Annotated in this window: 14 protein-coding genes; 5 read left to right on the top strand and 9 right to left on the bottom strand. The window is 72.0% G+C overall.

The annotated features are described in order from the left end of the window. Positions 1–157 precede the first annotated feature (157 nt). The 5 genes from ACFP2T_RS10900 to ACFP2T_RS10880 all read right to left on the bottom strand — a co-directional run bounded on the left by ACFP2T_RS10900 (position 158) and on the right by ACFP2T_RS10880 (position 6,356). Entirely contained in the window at positions 158–2,386 is a 2,229-nt protein-coding gene (locus tag ACFP2T_RS10900; RefSeq protein WP_377420345.1) for an AMP-binding protein, read from the bottom strand. Next, positions 2,353–3,447 (bottom strand): beta-ketoacyl synthase N-terminal-like domain-containing protein, encoded by a 1,095-nt coding sequence (locus ACFP2T_RS10895; RefSeq protein WP_377420344.1) that lies wholly within the window; start codon positions 3,445–3,447, stop codon positions 2,353–2,355. Before ACFP2T_RS10895 ends, ACFP2T_RS10900 begins: the two co-directional genes overlap by 34 nt. Before the next feature lie 43 nt (positions 3,448–3,490). After that, the gene (locus ACFP2T_RS10890) at positions 3,491–4,684 is read right to left on the bottom strand and encodes a beta-ketoacyl synthase N-terminal-like domain-containing protein (protein ID WP_377420342.1); all 1,194 of its coding nucleotides are present in this window, start codon (positions 4,682–4,684) and stop codon (positions 3,491–3,493) included. A 25-nt stretch (positions 4,685–4,709) separates the two neighbouring features. After that, positions 4,710–4,970 (bottom strand): acyl carrier protein, encoded by a 261-nt coding sequence (locus tag ACFP2T_RS10885; RefSeq protein ID WP_377420340.1) that lies wholly within the window; start codon positions 4,968–4,970, stop codon positions 4,710–4,712. Positions 4,971–5,249: 279 nt separating this feature from the next. Further along, a complete protein-coding gene (locus tag ACFP2T_RS10880; RefSeq protein WP_377420338.1) occupies positions 5,250–6,356 on the bottom strand; it encodes an L-dopachrome tautomerase-related protein in 1,107 nt (368 codons plus the stop codon). 283 nt (positions 6,357–6,639) lie between these two features. Between ACFP2T_RS10880 and ACFP2T_RS10875 the strand changes: the two genes are divergently transcribed. After that, positions 6,640–7,578: a golvesin C-terminal-like domain-containing protein gene (locus ACFP2T_RS10875; RefSeq protein ID WP_377420336.1), complete on the top strand. Its 939-nt coding sequence runs from the start codon at positions 6,640–6,642 to the stop codon at positions 7,576–7,578. Positions 7,579–7,641: 63 nt separating this feature from the next. On the opposite strand, the gene ACFP2T_RS10870 is transcribed toward ACFP2T_RS10875, so the two are convergent. Further along, positions 7,642–8,679: a TRM11 family SAM-dependent methyltransferase gene (locus ACFP2T_RS10870; RefSeq protein ID WP_377420334.1), complete on the bottom strand. Its 1,038-nt coding sequence runs from the start codon at positions 8,677–8,679 to the stop codon at positions 7,642–7,644. A gap of 147 nt (positions 8,680–8,826) precedes the next feature. On the opposite strand from ACFP2T_RS10870, the gene ACFP2T_RS10865 reads away from it, so the two are divergent. Continuing rightward, complete coding sequence (locus ACFP2T_RS10865; RefSeq protein ID WP_377420332.1) at positions 8,827–11,253, top strand: M64 family metallopeptidase; 2,427 nt, start codon at positions 8,827–8,829, stop codon at positions 11,251–11,253. Positions 11,254–11,401: 148 nt separating this feature from the next. On the opposite strand, the gene ACFP2T_RS10860 is transcribed toward ACFP2T_RS10865, so the two are convergent. The 3 genes from ACFP2T_RS10860 to ACFP2T_RS10850 form a co-directional block, all read right to left on the bottom strand. Beyond that, on the bottom strand, positions 11,402–12,253 hold the full coding sequence (locus tag ACFP2T_RS10860) for an SAM-dependent methyltransferase (RefSeq protein ID WP_377420330.1): 852 nt from the start codon (positions 12,251–12,253) through the stop codon (positions 11,402–11,404). A 125-nt stretch (positions 12,254–12,378) separates the two neighbouring features. Continuing rightward, a complete protein-coding gene (locus ACFP2T_RS10855) occupies positions 12,379–13,041 on the bottom strand; it encodes a response regulator (RefSeq protein ID WP_377420328.1) in 663 nt (220 codons plus the stop codon). Beyond that, positions 13,038–14,360: a sensor histidine kinase gene (locus tag ACFP2T_RS10850; RefSeq protein ID WP_377420326.1), complete on the bottom strand. Its 1,323-nt coding sequence runs from the start codon at positions 14,358–14,360 to the stop codon at positions 13,038–13,040. The genes ACFP2T_RS10855 and ACFP2T_RS10850 overlap by 4 nt, the downstream gene beginning before the upstream one ends. Positions 14,361–14,459: 99 nt before the next feature. Here ACFP2T_RS10850 and ACFP2T_RS10845 point away from each other — a divergent pair, with 99 nt between their 5' ends. From ACFP2T_RS10845 to ACFP2T_RS10835, 3 genes are all read left to right on the top strand, one after another. Continuing rightward, on the top strand, positions 14,460–15,569 hold the full coding sequence (locus ACFP2T_RS10845) for an SDR family NAD(P)-dependent oxidoreductase (RefSeq protein ID WP_377420324.1): 1,110 nt from the start codon (positions 14,460–14,462) through the stop codon (positions 15,567–15,569). A gap of 77 nt (positions 15,570–15,646) precedes the next feature. Continuing rightward, entirely contained in the window at positions 15,647–16,345 is a 699-nt protein-coding gene (locus ACFP2T_RS10840; RefSeq protein ID WP_377420322.1) for an SDR family oxidoreductase, read from the top strand. Positions 16,346–16,422: 77 nt separating this feature from the next. Next, positions 16,423–17,583, top strand: coding sequence for a low temperature requirement protein A (locus tag ACFP2T_RS10835; RefSeq protein ID WP_377420320.1), 1,161 nt, complete (start codon positions 16,423–16,425; stop codon positions 17,581–17,583). Positions 17,584–17,592 lie beyond the last annotated feature (9 nt).

Here is a 17,592-nt window from a genome sequence, read left to right as displayed (position 1 = left end):
GGTAACTCGAACGGGGCGGATCGCGGTACTTCGCGATCGCCCCGTTTCGCCGCCGGCGGACCCGCCGTGGACGGCCAGACCCGTCTCGTCGTACGGACGGACGATCATCCCGTTGAACGACGAACCGGGCCTGCCACACCACCCGGCCGGGGCCGCGTCAGTCCTGGAACATCCCGGCGAGCACCTCGGCGGTCTGCACCGGATTGGTGGAGACGAAGTAGTGGTCGCCGGTGATCAGGTGCAGGCTGGCTATCCGGTCGACGGGGATCCGGGCGGCGAGCGCCTCCCGGGTACAGAGGCCGTCGTCGGTGCCGAGCAGGACGTGCACGGCCCGGGTCCGTACGCCCTCGAAGCCGTTCGGCGCGAGCGCGATGTCCCGACGGAACCGGGGCAGCAGCAGCCGGGTGATCTCCTCCGAGGTCAGCGCGCTGCTGGGCAGCAGACCGGTGCTGCGCAACCCGGCCAGCAGCGTCTCGTCGTCGTCGGAGACCAGTGCCGGGCGCTCCGCTCCGGGCAGCAACGGCGGGGCGGAGAGTACGACCTGCGTCCCGGCCAGCCCGTCCCCGGCCGCGTCGGCGACCGCGGCTGCCAGCACCGCGCCCAGGCTGTGTCCGAACAGCACCGCCCCGTCGGACAGGTACGGCGTACCCGCCTGCCACCAGGCCTGGGCCGCGTCGGCGATGGTGACGCCGTCCCGGTAGGTCGCCTCGCCCGCCACCACTCGCCAGGAGCCGGGCAGGTGCCGGGCCAACCGGGTGAACGCCCCGGACGAGCCACCCGCGTACGGGATGCAGACCAGGGTCCGTCCCGGGCCATCGCGCAGCACCCGCATCCGGACCACCGCCGGCGCCGCACCCACGGCCCGGAGTTTGTACCGGGCGAGCTTGCCGGTGGAGGTGGTCGGCAGGTGCTCGACGACCTCGACGACGGCGGGCCGCTTGAACGGCGGCAACCCGGCCCGGAAGGCCGCCCGGGCGGCTCGGCGCAGCGCGACCGGATCGGCGCCGGGAGCCGGTACGAGATAGGCGACCGCCTGCTCAAGTCCGTTCTGGTCCCGCGACCCGACAACCACACACTGGGCCAGCCCGGTCAGGTCCCGTACCGCCGCCTCGACGTCGAGGGGTGACACCTTGTACCCGCCGATGTTGATCAGGTCGTCGTGCCGGCACAGGTACCGGAGTTCCCCGTCCGGCTGCTGCGCGACGATGTCGCCGGTGTACGCACCGCCGTCGGCGAAGGTGCGGGCCTGCGACTCGGGACGGTCCAGGTACCCGGCCGCGACGGACGGGCCCGCCACGTGCAGCCGGCCCTCCGACCCGACCGGCAGGAGATGGCCGGCGTCGTCCCGGACGGTGACCGTCATGCCGGGCACGGCGGTCCCGGTCGACCCGGGTTGGCTGCCCCGGGTGGCCACCACGATGTGCAGCACCTCGGTCGCGCCGAGGCCGTTGACCAGTGGCACCCCGAAGGTACGGGTGAAGTCGGCACAGAGCGACCCGGGCAGGTGCTCGCCGGCCGAGACGGCGAGGCGCACCGAGCCGAGGTCGGGAGGGCCCGCCCCGTCCACCTGGTCCGCCGTGACCGTCGCGGCGGCGGTCGCCGGGGCCGCCGCACGGGCCCGGTCGAGTAGCGCGGCGTAGATCCGGGGCACGGCGCAGAGCACGCTCGGCCGGTGTCGGGCGATCAGCGCGGTGATCCGGTAGACGTCCGGTGGGCCCTGGCCCAGGATCACCCCCGCCCCGGTGGCGAGCGGGAAGAGCAGCGAGTTGCCGAAGCCGTACCCGAAGGAGAGCTTGGCGGTGGACAGCACGGTGTCCTCGGGCCGGAGGTCGAGGACCCGGCCGAAGCCCGCCAGCACGGCCTCGACTCCGGACTCGGTGTGCAGTACGCCCTTCGGCTTGCCGGTGCTGCCCGAGGTGTACTGGACCAACAGCACGTCGGACGGATCTTGGCTGGCCGGCGGCGGTGCCGGTGGGGCGCCGCCCTCCGCCCAGGCCGCGTCGCCCCGGGGCAGCCCGGCGAGGCCCGCCCGGGTCGCCAGCTCCCCGCCGCGCTCGTCGGTGTGCAGGAAGCCGGCCCGACAGTCCTCGGCGATGAACGCGAGTTCCGCCTCGGTCAACAGCGGGCTCACCGGAACCGCGACCGCGCCCCGCCACCACAGCGCCAGGATCGCGACCACGGTCGGGATGGCGTCGTCGGCGACGATCAGTCCACGGGCTCCGGGTCGGATCCCGGCCTCGGCCAGCCGCGCCGAATACCACCGCACCGCGCGGTACAGCTCCGCGTAGCCGAGCTTGCCGCCCGGGTCCAGGTACGCGACCCGCTCACCCCGGCCGAGCGCGAGTTGCCGCCCTACCAGACGCTCGACGAGGTTGGCGCTCCCCATGTGAAGACCTCCATGATGGCTGCGTTTCCGGACGGTTCGATCGCCAGCGCGAGCATGCTCGTCGGCGCCGACGCGCTGGCGCAGTATGCGACGGCACAGGCCACCGCCATGAAGCCGCCGGCAGCGCCGAAGTCGCCGAGCGACCGTTCCAGGTGCCACACCGGCCCGGGATGTTCCTCGGCCAGCGCCTCGACCAGGTCGACGTCGAGCGCCGAGACGATCATCGGACCCGGCCCGACCGCCGCCTCGCCGGCGACCGCCCCGGTGCCGGGCGCTGCGTCCCCGGTGCCGCTGGTCGGGAGCGCCGTGCGGACCAGGTCGCGGCCTTCGGCCACCAGGCGGGACCGGTCCAGGCCCACCCGGTGGAACCGCCCGAGGCGGACGCCGGGATCGCCGTCGTGCCACGGCTGCACCGCGAGGCACCCGGCGCCCTCGGCCGCGACGAAGTCCTCGGCCAGCCCGGCCAGGCTCCACCGGCTCACCGTCGCCGAGGCGCCGACCAGGGCCCGCGCCGCCGCGCCGTCGGCCACGAACCGGCCCGCCTCGATCACGGCGGTCAGCCCGGCCGTCGTACCGCCGGTGAGCGTCTCGTTGGGTCCGTCGAGTCCGAGCCGGATGGACACCGTCGCCGCCGGTCCGTTGAACGCCGACGCGGGACCGATGATCGGGCTGCTCAGGCCCGGGTCCAGCACGGCGGCCTCGACGCAGATGGTGGCGTACTCGGCCAGCCCGGCACTCGAACTGGCCCAGAGCACCGCGACCGGACCGATACCGGCGGCGAAGACCGGCGCGGCGCTCGGCGGCACAGCGGGCAACGGCACGTCGGTCGGCGACGCGGCGTCCTCCGCCGTGACCGCCGCGGCGAGCGCGAGCAGTGATTCGTGGGGCAGCGCCCGCAGCCCTCGGACGGCGACGCCCGGCGGCATTCGGGGTTCGACCGGACCGGCGGCCAACCGGTCCACCGGATCCAGATCGGTGTACGGAGCCTCGAACCGCCGTACGCCCGACGGTGCCGCCGATGCCCCGCCGACCAGGCGCACCAGGTCTTGCGGCCCGGTCACACCCGGCAGCCGGAGCCCCAGGCCACGTACGGACAGACAATCGCTAACCGGCAGCACTCTCGCCCTTTCCCAGCAGTATGGTCGACACGCCACCACCGAATCCGAACGCCTGGCTGAGCACGGCCCGCACCGGCGTCCGGCGTCCCACCGGCTCGACCAGGTCGATGCCACCGCACGCCGGGTCCGGCTCGATCAGCGTCACGTTGCCCGGCACGAAGTTCTCGGCGAGGGCCCGGACCGCGACCACCGCCTCCAGGGCCGCCGCCGCGCCCTCGGCGTGCCCGAACTGTCCCTTGAGGGACGAGACCACCGGTCGGCGCTGCCCGGCCAGTGCCTTCGCCACCGCCCGCGCCTCGATCCCGTCGCTGGCCTGCGTGCCGGTGCCGTGCGCGCAGACCCAGTCGACGTCGTCGGCGGTCAGCCCCGCCCGGTCGAGGCAGCCGTGCACCGTCGACACCAGACCGTTGCCGTCCGGATGCGGCTGCGTCGGATTGTGCGCGTCGGCGGCGGCGGCGCAGGCCAGCACCCGGGCCAACGGCCGCCGTCCCCGGGCCGTGATCCGGTCGACCGGCTCCAGCACCAGCACTCCGGCGCCCTCCCCCGGGATGGTGCCCCGGCGGTTCACGTCGAACGGTCGGACCGTGTCCACCGCGAGGGCCCGTAGCGAGGTGAACATCGCGAGGATCTCCAGGGACAGTTCGGAGACCCCGCCGCAGACCGCCACGTCGACCTCGCCGGCGGCGATCGCCCGGCAGCCGGCGGCGATCGCGCTGTTCCCGGCGGCGCAGCCGGGCGCGAGCAGCACCGTCGGCCCGGTGACCTGGACCGTCTTCCGCAGCGTGTCCAGCACGTCGTCGGGGTGGGCCCACCCGCGGCCCGGAACGGCGAGCCCGCCCGGCCCGATGCCCCGGTCCAGGATCGGCCGGGTGGCCATCACGGTCCCGACGAACGCGCCCAACCGCTGCCGGCGGCCGTGGGTCGGCAGGCCGGCGTCCCGGAGTCCCTCCAGCGCGGCGGCGGCGAGGTAGCGGGCGGCGAGGGACTGGTGCCCGGGTACCACCGCGTCGAGCGCGGCGACGGCGGCGGGCGGTACCTCGACGCCGCACCGCGCGGGGTACCGGGACATGTCGAACCGGGTCACCGGCCTGGTCAGCACCTGCCGGTCGGTCACCGCCGTCCACAGTGCCTCGCTGCCGAGTCCGGCACCGGAGACCGCGCCGACACCCGAGATCGCCACGGCTCGGCGACCGCCGCCTGTCCGGTCAAGGTCCAATGGAGATGCCCCGATCCCGGAGTACGGCGAGGGCGTCGCCGAAGTCCTGGAGGCCCGCCGCCTCCTCGTCGGTCAGCCGTACGCCGAGCTGCCGCTCGATCCGCACCACGAATTCGACCTTCTGCACCGAGTCGATCCCGAGGTCCTCGTAGAATGCCGCGCCCTCGGTGACCTCGTCCGGGCTGACCTCGAATATCTCGGCCGCCAGGTCGCGCAGAACAGCGGCCGACACCGCCTCCGTCTGTGCCAAGTCCGGCTCCTCTCCCGATCCCCGCGCGCCACGTTTCCGTGGAACTTGCAGGTGGGCTCCCAGTGAAGTTTTCCAGGAAGGAAACGACGCGGGAATCGCTCAAGATGCGACCAAAGAGCTCGATCGTACCGACCGAATAGGTGGTTACCACAATCCGATCAGGTCGAGTCAGTGCCAAAATACCGATATCGCCACCGAGCGACCATTCGATGTCAGACGATGATCTGTTCTGATGTGGATATTGACGACGATGATTAAGATCAATTGATCTCGTCGACGTCAGGGCGCGAGCGTGACCGGACCGGCGTCGATGGCGAGCCGGAACAGGGCGTACGGGCGCCGCCGCCGGTCGACTCCGCCGGAGTAGTCGGGCTGACGGTGCAGTTGGTTCGCCGTGACGTAGAGGTACCGGTCGGCGCCGATCGACATGGTGTCCGGCCAGAGCAGCCGGGGATCGTGCACCACCGTCTCGTACGCCCCGTCCGGGTTGCGGCGCAGGATGGCGTTCTGCTCGTACGCCGTGGCGTAGATCCGGCCGGCGTCGTCGGTCTCCAGACCGTCGGAGCCGGTGCCCTTGTCCCCCTCGTCGAGGACGGTGGCGGCCACCTCGGCGTCGTCCATCGACCGGTCGACCAGCGCCTCGACGTCGACACTGTAGAGCCGGCGGGACATCAACGGGCAGTAGTAGAGGCGGCTGCCGTCCGCCGAGATCGCGATGCCGTCCGAGCCGAAGCTGACCGGACTGGGCGGGGCGTCGGGCGGGCGCATCAGGAAGGGCCGCCCCTCCACGAGTGGCCGGAAGGCGGCCAGGGACTCGGCCTTGGTGGACGGATGGTCGTGCAGGCGTCGCCAGGACGTACCGCTGGCCAGGTCGACCACGATGATCCCGTTCGGTCCCGAGTTGGTCGAGTCGGTGACGAAGGCGACTCCAGCCGAGCGCCGACGCAGGTCGAACCGGACGTCGTTCAGGTACGAGGTCGGCAGCACCACGTCGGCGGGGAACACGATGGTCTGGGTGACCCGGTCGGTGTCGAGGTCGACGCAGACGAGCTTCGGCCCTCCGGGGCGGGTCGGCTGGAGCATCGGGCTGCCGGTGTCCACCACCCAGAGTCGGTCGGAGGGGTCGACGACCACGTTCTGCACCGAGACGAACGCCCCGGCGTCGTCGTTTCCGGCCGGGTCGTTCCAGGCCTGGTCGGGATAGGGCCGACAGGTGCCGTCCCGCAGCTCGGTGACGGTGGCGCCGACCTCGTCGCCCCACTTCGGGAAGGTGACGAAGATCCGACCGTGCCGGGAGACGCTGACGCCGGTCGGCATGGCGCCGGTGAAGGCGCAGACCAGTTCGAGCGCGCCGCACGGCTCGTCGCTGGTCAGCTGGTCAGTCATCCCGCCCCCCGTGGTACGTCGGCGCGACCGGCACCGCCGGCGGTCAGCTCGTCCGACCAGACCACTCTAATTCGGATTCAATGCCCGCAATCCCCAAATAGCCGCATTAGCCCGATAAACGGCCGGCCCACCAACCCAGCCCACCGCCCGGCCCCGAAAGACCACCATCCACCCCGCTCCCGAGCCGCACAGGTGCACATCAATGTAAAAGTCTTTCCAAAGTTACCGCCGGTTGGTTAAATACCTTCACATTGTGCCCCGCCCGAGTCGCGAAGGGTCCTCCATGAAGATCGGTTACGCACGTAGCTGGACCGTCCTCATCGCAGCCACACTCGCCACCACGATCCTGCTGCCGAGCGCTCCGGCCGCCGCCGCGACGGTGACCGTCGACAACGCCACCGCCGGCCGGTTCACCGGCAGCGCGGACTGGGGTACGTCCAGTTACTCCAGCCAGAAGCAGGGCGCCGACTACCGGTTCGCCAACCCCAACACCACCGCCAGCGACCCTGCCTGGTTCAAGGTCAACGTGCCGAGCGCCGGCAGCTACCTCGTCGAGGTCTGGTACCCGGCCGATCCCGGATACAACAACTCCACCCCGTTCATGGTCGTCACCACCAGCGGCACCCAGAGCATCCCGGTCAACCAGCGGACCAACGGCGGCCAGTGGGTGGCACTGGGAACCTTCTCCCTCGCCGCGGGTGACTACAACGCGGTCGGGGTCAGCCGGTGGACCAGCGGCACCGGCTACGTGATCGCCGACGCCGTCCGGATCACCACGGCCACCGGCGGCGGCACCACCTTCTCGATGCCACTGCCCCGGACAGCCCTGCCGCGCAGCGAGTACGACGACCCGCACCACGACTACGCCGCGATCGACCTGCCGGTGCCGACCGGCACCGCCGCGTACGCCGTCCGGGCCGGCACCGTGGTCCGGATCAACGACAGCAGTTGCGGCCAGGGCATCAACCTGACCGGCACCGACGGAGCGGTCTACACCTACTGCCACTTCTCCGCGTGGTCGGTCGCCAGCGGCGCCACCGTCACCGCCGGACAGCGGATCGGCTCGACCGGCAACACCGGCAACTCGACCGGTCCACACCTGCACTTCGGCATCCGGACCAGCGGCACCCTCCGCTGTCCGCAGAACTTCCTGCTGGCCCTCTACGACGGCGTCACCCCACCGGCGGCAACCAGCCTCCCCACCACGGGCTGCAGCTACTGACGTGTAAGGAAGGGCCCCTTCTTATCGCTTTTTGTAGAAGAAGGGGCCCTTCTTAACAGGTTCCTAGCGGGGACGGCGCGCGACCAGCACGTCCCGGACGATCGACTGGTCGACGCGGTGGGCGAATTGCTGGTACGGACCGGTTGTCACGACCTCCAGGCCGGAGTCGGTGAGCACCTGTGCGGCCTCCTCCCGGCGGGCGACGTGGGTGTTCCAGGCGATGCCGAGCGCCCCACCGGGCCGAAGCAGTTCCGCCCAGACGGGCACGGCCTCGGCCAGCAGGGCGAGCGGGCTGCGCACCAATCCCTTCTCGGCCGTCCGGCTGCCGTGCTGGACGCCGTACGGGGCGTCGGCGACGAGCAGGTCCTGGGTGCCGGGCCGGAAGAACTCCAGGCTCCGGGTGGTGTCCGCGTTCACCACGTCCAGCCGCTGCGTCTCCCCCGCCTTGTACGCCGCCTTGTCGGCCGCCAGGGTGACCTGTAGCCGCCGGGCGACCACCTTCCGTTCCCGGCGCACCGGTCCCGCCTCCACCCGGTGCTTGACCCGCTTCCGCTTCAGCCAGGTCTGGATGTACGTCGAGTACGCCTCGAAGTCCTTCTGGTCGCGGTCGATCCCCGCCGCGTCGAAGCCGTACGTCAGTGCCTGGTTCAGGGTGGTGCCCCGGCCGCAGAGCGGATCCAGCACGCTGAACCTCCGGCGGAGCATCTCCGGCGCGAAGTCCGAGGCGAGCAGTGTCACGTTGAGCAGCAGTTTGGTGAACTGTTCGTTGGTCTTGCCCGGATATTTGGGAATGGTCAGCAGGTCGTCGTCGAACCGGTCGAGCCGGCGCAGTTCGACCGGGCGGAGCAGGCCGCCGGTGACCTCGAACAACGCGTAGATCGACGACAGGTTGGCCAGGTACGCCGCGTCCTGCTCGTCGAGCGCGTCGGCCGCGAAGGTGACGTAGCGGACGCCGCCGATGGTCGTCTCCGAGACGTCGGACAGCCGACCGCCGAGTACGGCCCGGTCGAACACCGCCAACTCGGCCCGGGTCAGTGCGACCGAGGCTTCCGCGTAGACACGGTTCGACGACGGGAGAATCAACAACGCGTACTCGCTCATATATCCTTCCGGGGCCAACGATGACAATTCGGCTCAGGCAGCCGGGTAGATGGTAGATGGCCCTCCGGCGCCTGTAGGGCGAGCCCGGCGGAGAGTTACGGCAGTTGATGGGTACCCCGGTGGACCGGCCCGGGTTAGCCTCGGCCGATGATCGATGCCGACCACTGGCTCGCCGGGCAGGCTCCCGGCGACGACCGCCCCCGATCCGGCCCGGGAAGGTCGATCCGGCGCCCCCTCGCCATCCTCGGCTCCCTGGCCCTCGCCGCCGCGATGCTCGCCGTGGCCCAGCCCACCCAGGCCGCCGACCCCGAGGTCGGCAGCGCGCGACTCGTACCGTTGCAGGTCACCGGCCCGGCCAGCGAACGCCTCAATCTCGTCCTCCTCGGCGACGGCTACACGGCGGCCGAGCTCGGAAAGTTCCACGCGGACGTGGACCGGCACATGAACGTGCAGTGGAGCATCGAGCCGTACCGCAGCTACCGCAACTACTTCAACGTGTACGTCATCGAGATCGTCTCCGGCGAGTCCGGCATCCGCTGCGATCCCGACGACGATCCGCCGAACCCCGACCGGATCACGCCGCTCGGCCTGCACTACGCGGACGGCTGCACGAACCCGCTCGCCCGGGGCATCACCTTCCAGAGCTACGGCACCCAGGCGCTCAACCGCTACCTGCGGGACCTGGTGGCCCCGCTCGGCGTCACCGCCAGCAACCGGCAGGTGCTGGCGATCGCCAACACCGACACGTACGGTGGGATCGGCGGCACCAACGCGACCACCTCGGGCGGCGCCCCGCAGGGTCCGCTGATCAGCCCGCACGAGCTGGGTCACTCGCTCGGCCAGCTCCAGGACGAGTACCCGTACTCGGACCGGCCCGTGCCCGGCGGCCCGTACTGCACCACCAACTGCACCGAGCCGACGTCGCGGCACCACACCCGGCTGACCGAGCAGCAGATGACCGCCCAGCGGGCCAAGTGGTGGCGCTGGCTCGGCGAGGAGAGCGAGTCCGGCGGCGTCATCGGCCGCTACGAGAGCGGGATGTACGCGAGTTCGGACGTCTGGCGGCCCAGCGAGCACTCGATCATGCGCTGGATCGGCTTCCACTACGACCAGGTCAGCCGCGAGATCATGACGCAACGGATCTCCGGGCGCCGGGACACCAACGCGATGGCGCTCTCCGCCCGGCCCACCGACCGGCCCGTCGGCCCGACGGACGTGCTCTGGGTGGAGACCCAGCATCCCAACTACCACGAACTCGACGTGAGCTGGACGGTGAACGGGGTCGCGGTCCCCGACACGTTCAACAGCCGCGATCTCGACCTCGCCACCCTCGACGTACGCCCCGGCGACGTCGTACGGGTGACGGTCCAGGACCCGACCGGGTTCGTCCGGGACCCGGCGATCCGGACCGGACCCGCCCTCACCCAGAGCCGGCAGTGGACGGTGGGGGCCGAGCCGACCGCCCCGGCACCGGTGGACGTGGCGATCACCGCCTCGACCCAGACCGACGGGCGTGCGGTGGGCGGCCAGGACGTCGTCTACGTCGAGACCACCCATCCGACCGACCGGGTGCTCGCGGTGACCTGGCGACTGGACGGCGCGGTCGTCCCCAACCCGCACAACAGCCGCAACCTCGACCTGGGCGCCCTGCGCCTGCCGGCCGGCAGCCACCAGCTCACCGCGACGGTGACCGACCCGGCCGACCCGGGCGGGGACTCCGACAGCCGTGCCTGGACGGTCGACAACGTCGAGGCGGGTACCACGGCCACCCTCTCCCCGCCGATCACCACGCTGGCCGGGAACGTTCCGCACAACGTCTACTTCGAGCGGTTCACGATGGGCCTCGACCCGGCCGACGACCGGCCCGGATTCACGGTGGGCGAGTTCCGCCTCGACCGGGACGGCTGGTTCAACTACTTCGGCTGGCCCGACGCTCCGGCCGGCACCCCGTTCCTGTTCACCCCCACCGGCACCGTCATCAAGTCCCTCGTCTACGGGAACCTGGGCTCGGGCGGGCTCTCGAAGGCGGTGTTCGAGGAGACCGAGCCCGGCTACGGTACGCACACCGTCGAGCACCGGGCGATCGATGCCGCCGGGAACATCGGCAGCGCCGACGAGTTCCGGGCGACCGTGCTGCCCGGGGCGTCGCCGTCCTGCACCCGTACGGTCTCCGGGACGTACGCCGGCAACCTGGTCGTGTCCGCCGGGGTGACCTGCCTGCGCGACGCCCGGGTGGCCGGGCTGGTCACGGTACGACCCGGCGCCTCGCTGGTCGTCTCCGGCGGTGCGATCGCCGGCGGGGTCCGCGCCGACCGTGCCGCCGCGGTGCAACTGCTCGGCGCCACGGTCAGCGGTTCCGTACAGATCACCGGCGCGACCGGCACCGTGACGAGTGTCGGAAGCACCTTCAGTGGCGCGGTCCGGCTCTCCGGCAACGCGGCCGGCGAGCACGGCCTGGCACTGGTCGGCAACCGGATCAGTGGTCTGCTCAGCTGTACCGGGAATCCGGTCGCCGACTTCGGGGTCCGCAACGACCTGCGGGGTCAGCGGACCGGCGAGTGCGCGGCGCTGTGACCCTCTAGCGTTCGGCCTCGGCGGTGGGACGGTGCTGCCAGCCGTCCCACCGCCGGCCGTCGCCCGGTCGCCGACTCACCGGAAGGCGAGCCGGCACCGGTCAGGGCCGGCAGGGGTCAGGGCCGGCGCGGGTCAGGGCCGGCGCGGGTCAGGGCCGGCGCAGCACGCCGCCGTACTCGTAGAACCGGGTCTCGTCCGCTCCCTTGCCCAGGTACGGACGCAGCGGCTCGTCGACCGGCGACAGCGGCGGCTGGGTGGGGTCGGGACGCCAGGTCTTGACGTCTACCAGCCCCGGCTCCACCGGCTCGAAGCCGCGCACGAACTCCGCCACCTCCGTCGTCATGCGGTTCTTCCAGGGGATCCCCATCTTCTTCACCATCGCGTTGCCCTCGTCCACACCCTCCTGGGTCGTCCCCGCCAACTGCGAGTACGCCAGGTAACTGTCCGGGACGAGCGCTTCCCGGACGGTGTCGAGCAGATGGTGCACCGCGGCGTCGTCGACAATGGAGTGGGTCACCGAGAGCAGCAGTATGCCCACCGGTTGCGAAAAGTCGATCATCCGACGTACCTGTTCGTCGGCGAGGATCTTCTCCGGCACGGTGACGTCGGCGGCGATCACCGTGGTCGTCTCGTCGTCGGCCAGCAGCGCCCGGCCGTGCGCCAGCACGATCGGGTCGAAGTCGACATAGACCACCTGGGCCCCCGGCTGGAACTCCTGCGCCACCTGGTGCACGTTCGCCTGGGTCGGCAGACCGCTGCCCAGATCGATGAACTGCCAGATTCCCAGGTCGCGGGCCATGAACCGGACCGCCCGGTAGAGGAAGAGACGGTTCTCCCGGGTCACGTCCAGGCTGGCCGGATACTGCGAGCACACGTGGAGCACGGCACCCCGGTCCACGGGGAAGTTGTCCTTGCCACCGAGCGAGTAGTCGTACATCCGGGCCGAGGTCGGGACGTCGATCGGAAAGGCGGGATACCCTCCGTCGTTGGGGGCAGTCACGAGATCAGCTCCGTACTGTCGTGGGGAACGGACTACCAGGGTAGCGGTTTCCCACGACTCTCCCTTCCCGACCGGCCCCGAAGTCGGGCCGAAAACCACCCCCGGTCCGGTGCCCGATCCATCGCTCAACCACCGTCGTCGAGATGACGGTGCGCGGCGACGGCCAGCCGGATCCGGTTGCGACTGCCGGTCTTCGTCATGATGTTCGCGATGTGGGTCTTGACGGTCGTGATGCCGAGGTTGAGCCGTTCGGCGATCACCGCGTTGGGTTCCCCCGCCGCGACCAGTTCCAGGACCTGGCGTTCCCGGTCGGTCAGCCGCGCCGACACCGGTACCTCGGCGACGGTGTCGGCCGGCGGCGCCGACCGGGCCGCCAGCGCGGCGTCCAGCAACCGGCGCAGCACGGCCGGACTGAACGGTGAGTCGCCCTCGGCGGCGCGCCGGATCGCCGAGATCAGCTGGGGCGGGGACAGGTCCTTGGCGAGGAAGCCGAAGGCACCGGCCAGCATCGCCGGGTAGAGGTGCTGGTCGTCGTCGAAGGTGGTCAGCACGACCACCCGACTGGCGGGGCGCTGCCGCAGGATCTCCCGGGTGGCGCCGACCCCGTCCAGGCCCGGCATCCGCAGGTCCATCAGGATGACGTCCGGGCTGAGCTGGTACGCCAGCCGGACCGCGTCCCGGCCGTTCGACGCCTCCCCGACCACCTCGATGTCCTCGGTGGACTCGCAGAGCATCCGGAGTCCGGCCCGGATCAACTGCTGGTCGTCGGCCAGCAGGACCCTGATCACGGGGTCCGCACCGGGTTCGGCACGGCCTGCGCCGGGCTCCTGTCCTGGACCGCCGACGGAAGACCGGGCGCGGTGGCCGGGGCGGGCAGCACGGCAGCCAGTCGCCAGCCTGGCCCGTGCGGTCCGGCGACGAGACTGCCGCCGACCAGTTCCACCCGTTCGGCAAGCCCGACCAGGCCGTGCCCGCCACCGGACGACACCGGCGGTCCCACCCCGTCGGACGAGCCCGGAAGCTCCGACCCGCCGGGCGACGCCAGTGGCACCGACCCGCCGGGCGGCGCAGGTGGGCCCGACCCGCCGGAGTCGGTCAGTTCCACCCGGACGACGCCGTGGTCGACGCCCACCCGTACCAGCACCCGGGCGTTCCGGCCCGCGTGCCGGGTGGCGTTGGTCAGGCCCTCCTGGACCAGTCGCAGCACCACCAGCCGGCGCAGCGCCTCCACCTCTCGGACGGCGTCGTCAACCCTCGCGTCGACGGCGAGGCCGAGGGCGCGGGCGTCGGCGACCAGCCGGTCCAACGCCTCCGCCAGCTCGTCCGAGCCCACACCGAGTTCGACCGACACCTGGTCGGGCAGGAGGCTCGGGTCCCGCAACGCGCCGAGCAGCGACCGGAGATCGGCCAGTGCCGTCCGGGCGCTGCCCGCCACGTCGTCGAGCACCGCCGTCAGCCTCGGATCGGCGTCCGTCACCACGTGCCGGGCCACGTCGGCCCGGACCAGCATCGAGGCCACATGGTGGGCCACCATGTCGTGCAGTTCGCGGGCTATCGCCGTACGCTCGGCCAGCCGGACCGCCCGCTCCCGCTCGGCACGACCGCGCTCGGCCTCCACCGCGCGCTGCCGTGCCTGCCAGGCGGTGTGCCGCAGCGACCGCACGTAGCCGGCCAGCAACGCCGGTCCACCGACCAGGGTGGCGGCCCGGTACAGCCACGGCAGCAGCTCCGACGAGGGATCGCCGAGGGCCACCAGCAGGTAGCCGCCGAGCACCACCGCCAGTCCGGCGACCACCCGCAGTCGGGACTGCCGGGCGGCCAGTTCGAAGACGGCCACCCCGACAGCCACCTTGACGTACAGCACGGCCGGCGAGGCCGCGTACTCCGCGGCGACCAGCAGGACCGCCTGGGCGGCGGTCACCGTCAGCGGAAGTCGCCCGCCGAGCGTCGCGACTCCGGCGCAGAGCAGCACCAGCAGCCACTCCCGCCAGCCCAGCGCGCGGTTGGCCGAGTACAGCAGCAGGTATCCGGCCGCGGCCACCGGCGCCAGCAGCCGCCATCGACCTCCGACGGCTCCCAGCCAGCGCCGGACCTGTGTGGACTCCACGAGCCGAGTCTAGGAAGCGGACGAGTCCAGGACCTCCTGCCGCAGCAGGAGGCTCCTGCCGTCGGCCGATGGAGGCGGACCGCCGGCAGGAGGCAGCGGGTGTCCGGCGTACGTCACCGTGGGTGCCGGGCCGAGACGCCGCCGCATCTCGGCGGGAAGGAGTACGCGATGGACAGCGAGCAACCCCGACCGGCCAGCCCGGACGAGGCGGAGGATGTGGTGCCGCCGGACCAGCACGTCGAGGAGGAGGGGGCAGCGGCGCGCGGCGGCCGGTTCCGGATGCGTGGACGCCGGACGTTCCTTGGGCTGGCAGCCGCCGCCGCCGGCGCGGTGGGGATGGGCGGGGCGACGACCGTCCCGGCCTACCTACGGTCCACACCGACCACCCCGCCACCGCCGGCACCGGGCACCGGGCGGTTTGCCGACAAGGTCGTGCTGATCACCGGAGCCACCTCGGGAATCGGGGCCGCCGCCGCACGCGCCTTCGCCGCCGAGGGCGCCCGGGTCGGCTTCTGTGGTCGGCGGACCGAGTTGGGGCGGCAGGTGGAGCGGGAGATCCGGGACGCGGGCGGCCGGGCGACCTACCGTCAGGCCGACGTACGGGTGCCCGACGAGCTACGCCGGTTCGTCGACGAGACGGCGGCCGAGTACGGACGGCTGGACGTGGCGTTCAACAACGCCGGGATCACCCGGACCGCTCCGGTCGACCAGCTGACCCTGCCGGACTGGACCGACGTCTGCGACACCAATGTCCGGGGCGTCTTCCTGGCGATCAAGTACGAGGTACCGCACCTGCTCGCCGCCGGCGGTGGTGTGGTCATCTGTACGGCGTCGGAGTCGCGGCGTCCGGGCGGAGCCGCCTACACCGCGAGCAAGCAGGCGATCAAGGGCATCGTCGAGGCCGCCTCGATGGACTACGGACACCGGGGCATCCGGGTCAACGCCATCTCCCCCGGCACCACCGACACCGCCCTCGTCCGCCCGGAACGGCTGCCCGACGCCGGCTGGGCGGCCTTCAAACGGGCCTGGGGACCGCGAAACGTGCCGGCGTTGGGCCGGATGGCGACCCCGGAGGAGATCGCCCGGGCCGTGGTGTCGCTGGCCACGGACGAGTTCTCCTACATGTCGGGTTCGACGGTACTGGTGGGAGGTGCGCCGTTCGGCGGCGGCGCGATGGTGATGCCGCCGGGCTTTCCCGCCAACGGCTGAACCGGAACCCCCGAGCCGCCCCGCGCGCCCGCACCGGTTGCCCTACCCTTCTCGCAACCAATCAGGAGGACTGTCCGATGCCGACCCGGGTCGCTGTCGTAACCGGCGCCAATCGCGGGATCGGACGCGAGGTGGCCCGCCAGCTCGCCGCCCGGGGCGACCTCGTCGTGCTCACCGCCCGGGACGCCAACAAGGCCGGCCAGGCCGCAAAGGAGATCGCCCGGCAGGGCGGCACCGTCGTCCCGCACCCGCTCGACGTCGCTGATCCGGGGGCGGCGTCCCGGCTCGCCGTCGACCTCGCCCGCGACCACGGCCGGGTCGACGTGCTCGTCAACAATGCCGCGATCTGCTACGACACCTGGGCGCGGGCGAGCGCCGCCGACCTCGACGAGGTCCGCACCGCCCTCGACACCAACCTCTTCGGTGCGTGGTCGGTGACCCTGGCCCTGCTGCCGCTGCTCCGGGCCAGTGGACAGGGGCGGATCGTGAACGTCTCCAGCGAGGCCGGATCGCTGGCGTCGATGGGCGGCGGGACTCCCGCGTACGCGTTGTCCAAGGCCGGCCTCAACGCGCTGACCCGGATGCTCGCCGCAGAACTGCGCGACGACGGGATTCTGGTCAACGCGGTCTGTCCCGGCTGGGTCGCCACCGACATGGGTGGCGGCGGTGGCCGCCCGGTCCGCGACGGCGCCGCCGGCATCGTCTGGGCGGCGAGCCTGCCCGACTCCGGCCCCACCGGCGGCTTCTTCCGGGACCGCCGGCCGGTTCCCTGGTGACCCGGCTCCACCCGGCTCCACCCGTCCCCGACCGTCCGATCAGTACCGACCGCCGCCTACTGGAACAGGAAACCGACTTGAAGCAGGCCGACGCCGGACCCGGCGACCCGATGACATCCGGCGCCGCAGACGAGGTGCGGGACGCCGGACCGGTGCGGGTCTCGACCATCGAGCTCTTCTTCGACCTGGTGTTCGTCTTCACGATCACCCAGCTCACCCGGATGTTGGAGCACGATCCGACGGCCACCGGCCTGCTGCGGGTCGTACTCGCCCTCGGGGTCATCTGGTGGATGTACGGCGGATACGCCTGGCTCACCAACGCTGTCGCGCTCGACCGCACGGCACGACGGCTGCACCTGCTCACCGGGATGGCCGGTTACCTCGTCATGGCCCTGGCCCTGCCCGGGGCATTCGCCGGCGACGGTGTCGCGTTCGGACTCGGGTACCTGGTCGTCACCGTCACGCACACCGTCCTGTTCACCAGGGCGACGAGCCGCGGCTCCGTACACGGCATCCTGCGGATCGCGCCGACCAACGTCGGCGCGGCCCTGCTGGTGCTCGGCGCCGGGTTCCTCGACGGGCCGGCCGCGCTCGCGCTCTGGTCGGGGGCGTTCCTCCTGGCGTTCGCCGGGCCGTTCCTGGGCGGCGGGCTGTCCCGTTTCGTCGTCCGCCCGGGGCACTTCGTCGAGCGGCACGGCCTGGTGATGCTGATCGTGCTGGGCGAGTCCATCGTCGCCATCGGCATCGGCGCCGCCGGACACCGCGTCGATGCGCCGCTCGTCGGCGCCGCCGTGCTGGGCCTGGCCCTGACGGCCTGCCTGTGGTGGTTCTACTTCAGCGGTGACGACGCGCGGGCCGAGCACGCGCTGTCGGCCGCGCCCGGTCCGCGCCGCAGCCTGCTGGCGCTGCTCGCCTACGGGTACGCACACATTCCGCTCATTCTCGGCGTCGTGGCGCTCGCCGCCGGGGTGACCGAGACCCTCGCGCACCCCTTCGCGCACGCCCACCTCGAATGGGCCGTCGCACTGGGTGGCGGCGGTGCCCTGTACCTGGCCGGCGACGTCGTGTTCCGCCGCATCCTCGGCATTCACGGCGGCGGCTGGCGAATCGCGGCCGGCGTGGTCGCGCTTGCCACGATCCCGCTCGGTGTGTTCACCACCGCCATCGGTCAGCTCGCCGCGCTCGTCGCCGTGCTGGTCGCCGCCCTCGTCGCCGAACACCGCGTCGGCGGACGGTAGGAGGCGGAC

Source organism: Plantactinospora solaniradicis, from assembly GCF_042658085.1.
GTDB classification, from domain to species: domain Bacteria; phylum Actinomycetota; class Actinomycetes; order Mycobacteriales; family Micromonosporaceae; genus Plantactinospora; species Plantactinospora solaniradicis.
Note: the sequence above shows the minus strand (reverse complement) of the source record. Positions and strands in the feature narration are given on the sequence as shown.

Coding starts and splice junctions, on each gene's coding strand:
- ACFP2T_RS10900 (WP_377420345.1), bottom strand. CDS start 2,386: ATGGGGAGCGCCAACCTCGTCGAGCGTCTGGTAGGGCGGCAACTCGCG.
- ACFP2T_RS10880 (WP_377420338.1), bottom strand. CDS start 6,356: ATGACTGACCAGCTGACCAGCGACGAGCCGTGCGGCGCGCTCGAACTG.
- ACFP2T_RS10875 (WP_377420336.1), top strand. CDS start 6,640: ATGAAGATCGGTTACGCACGTAGCTGGACCGTCCTCATCGCAGCCACA.
- ACFP2T_RS10870 (WP_377420334.1), bottom strand. CDS start 8,679: ATGAGCGAGTACGCGTTGTTGATTCTCCCGTCGTCGAACCGTGTCTAC.
- ACFP2T_RS10865 (WP_377420332.1), top strand. CDS start 8,827: ATGATCGATGCCGACCACTGGCTCGCCGGGCAGGCTCCCGGCGACGAC.
- ACFP2T_RS10840 (WP_377420322.1), top strand. CDS start 15,647: ATGCCGACCCGGGTCGCTGTCGTAACCGGCGCCAATCGCGGGATCGGA.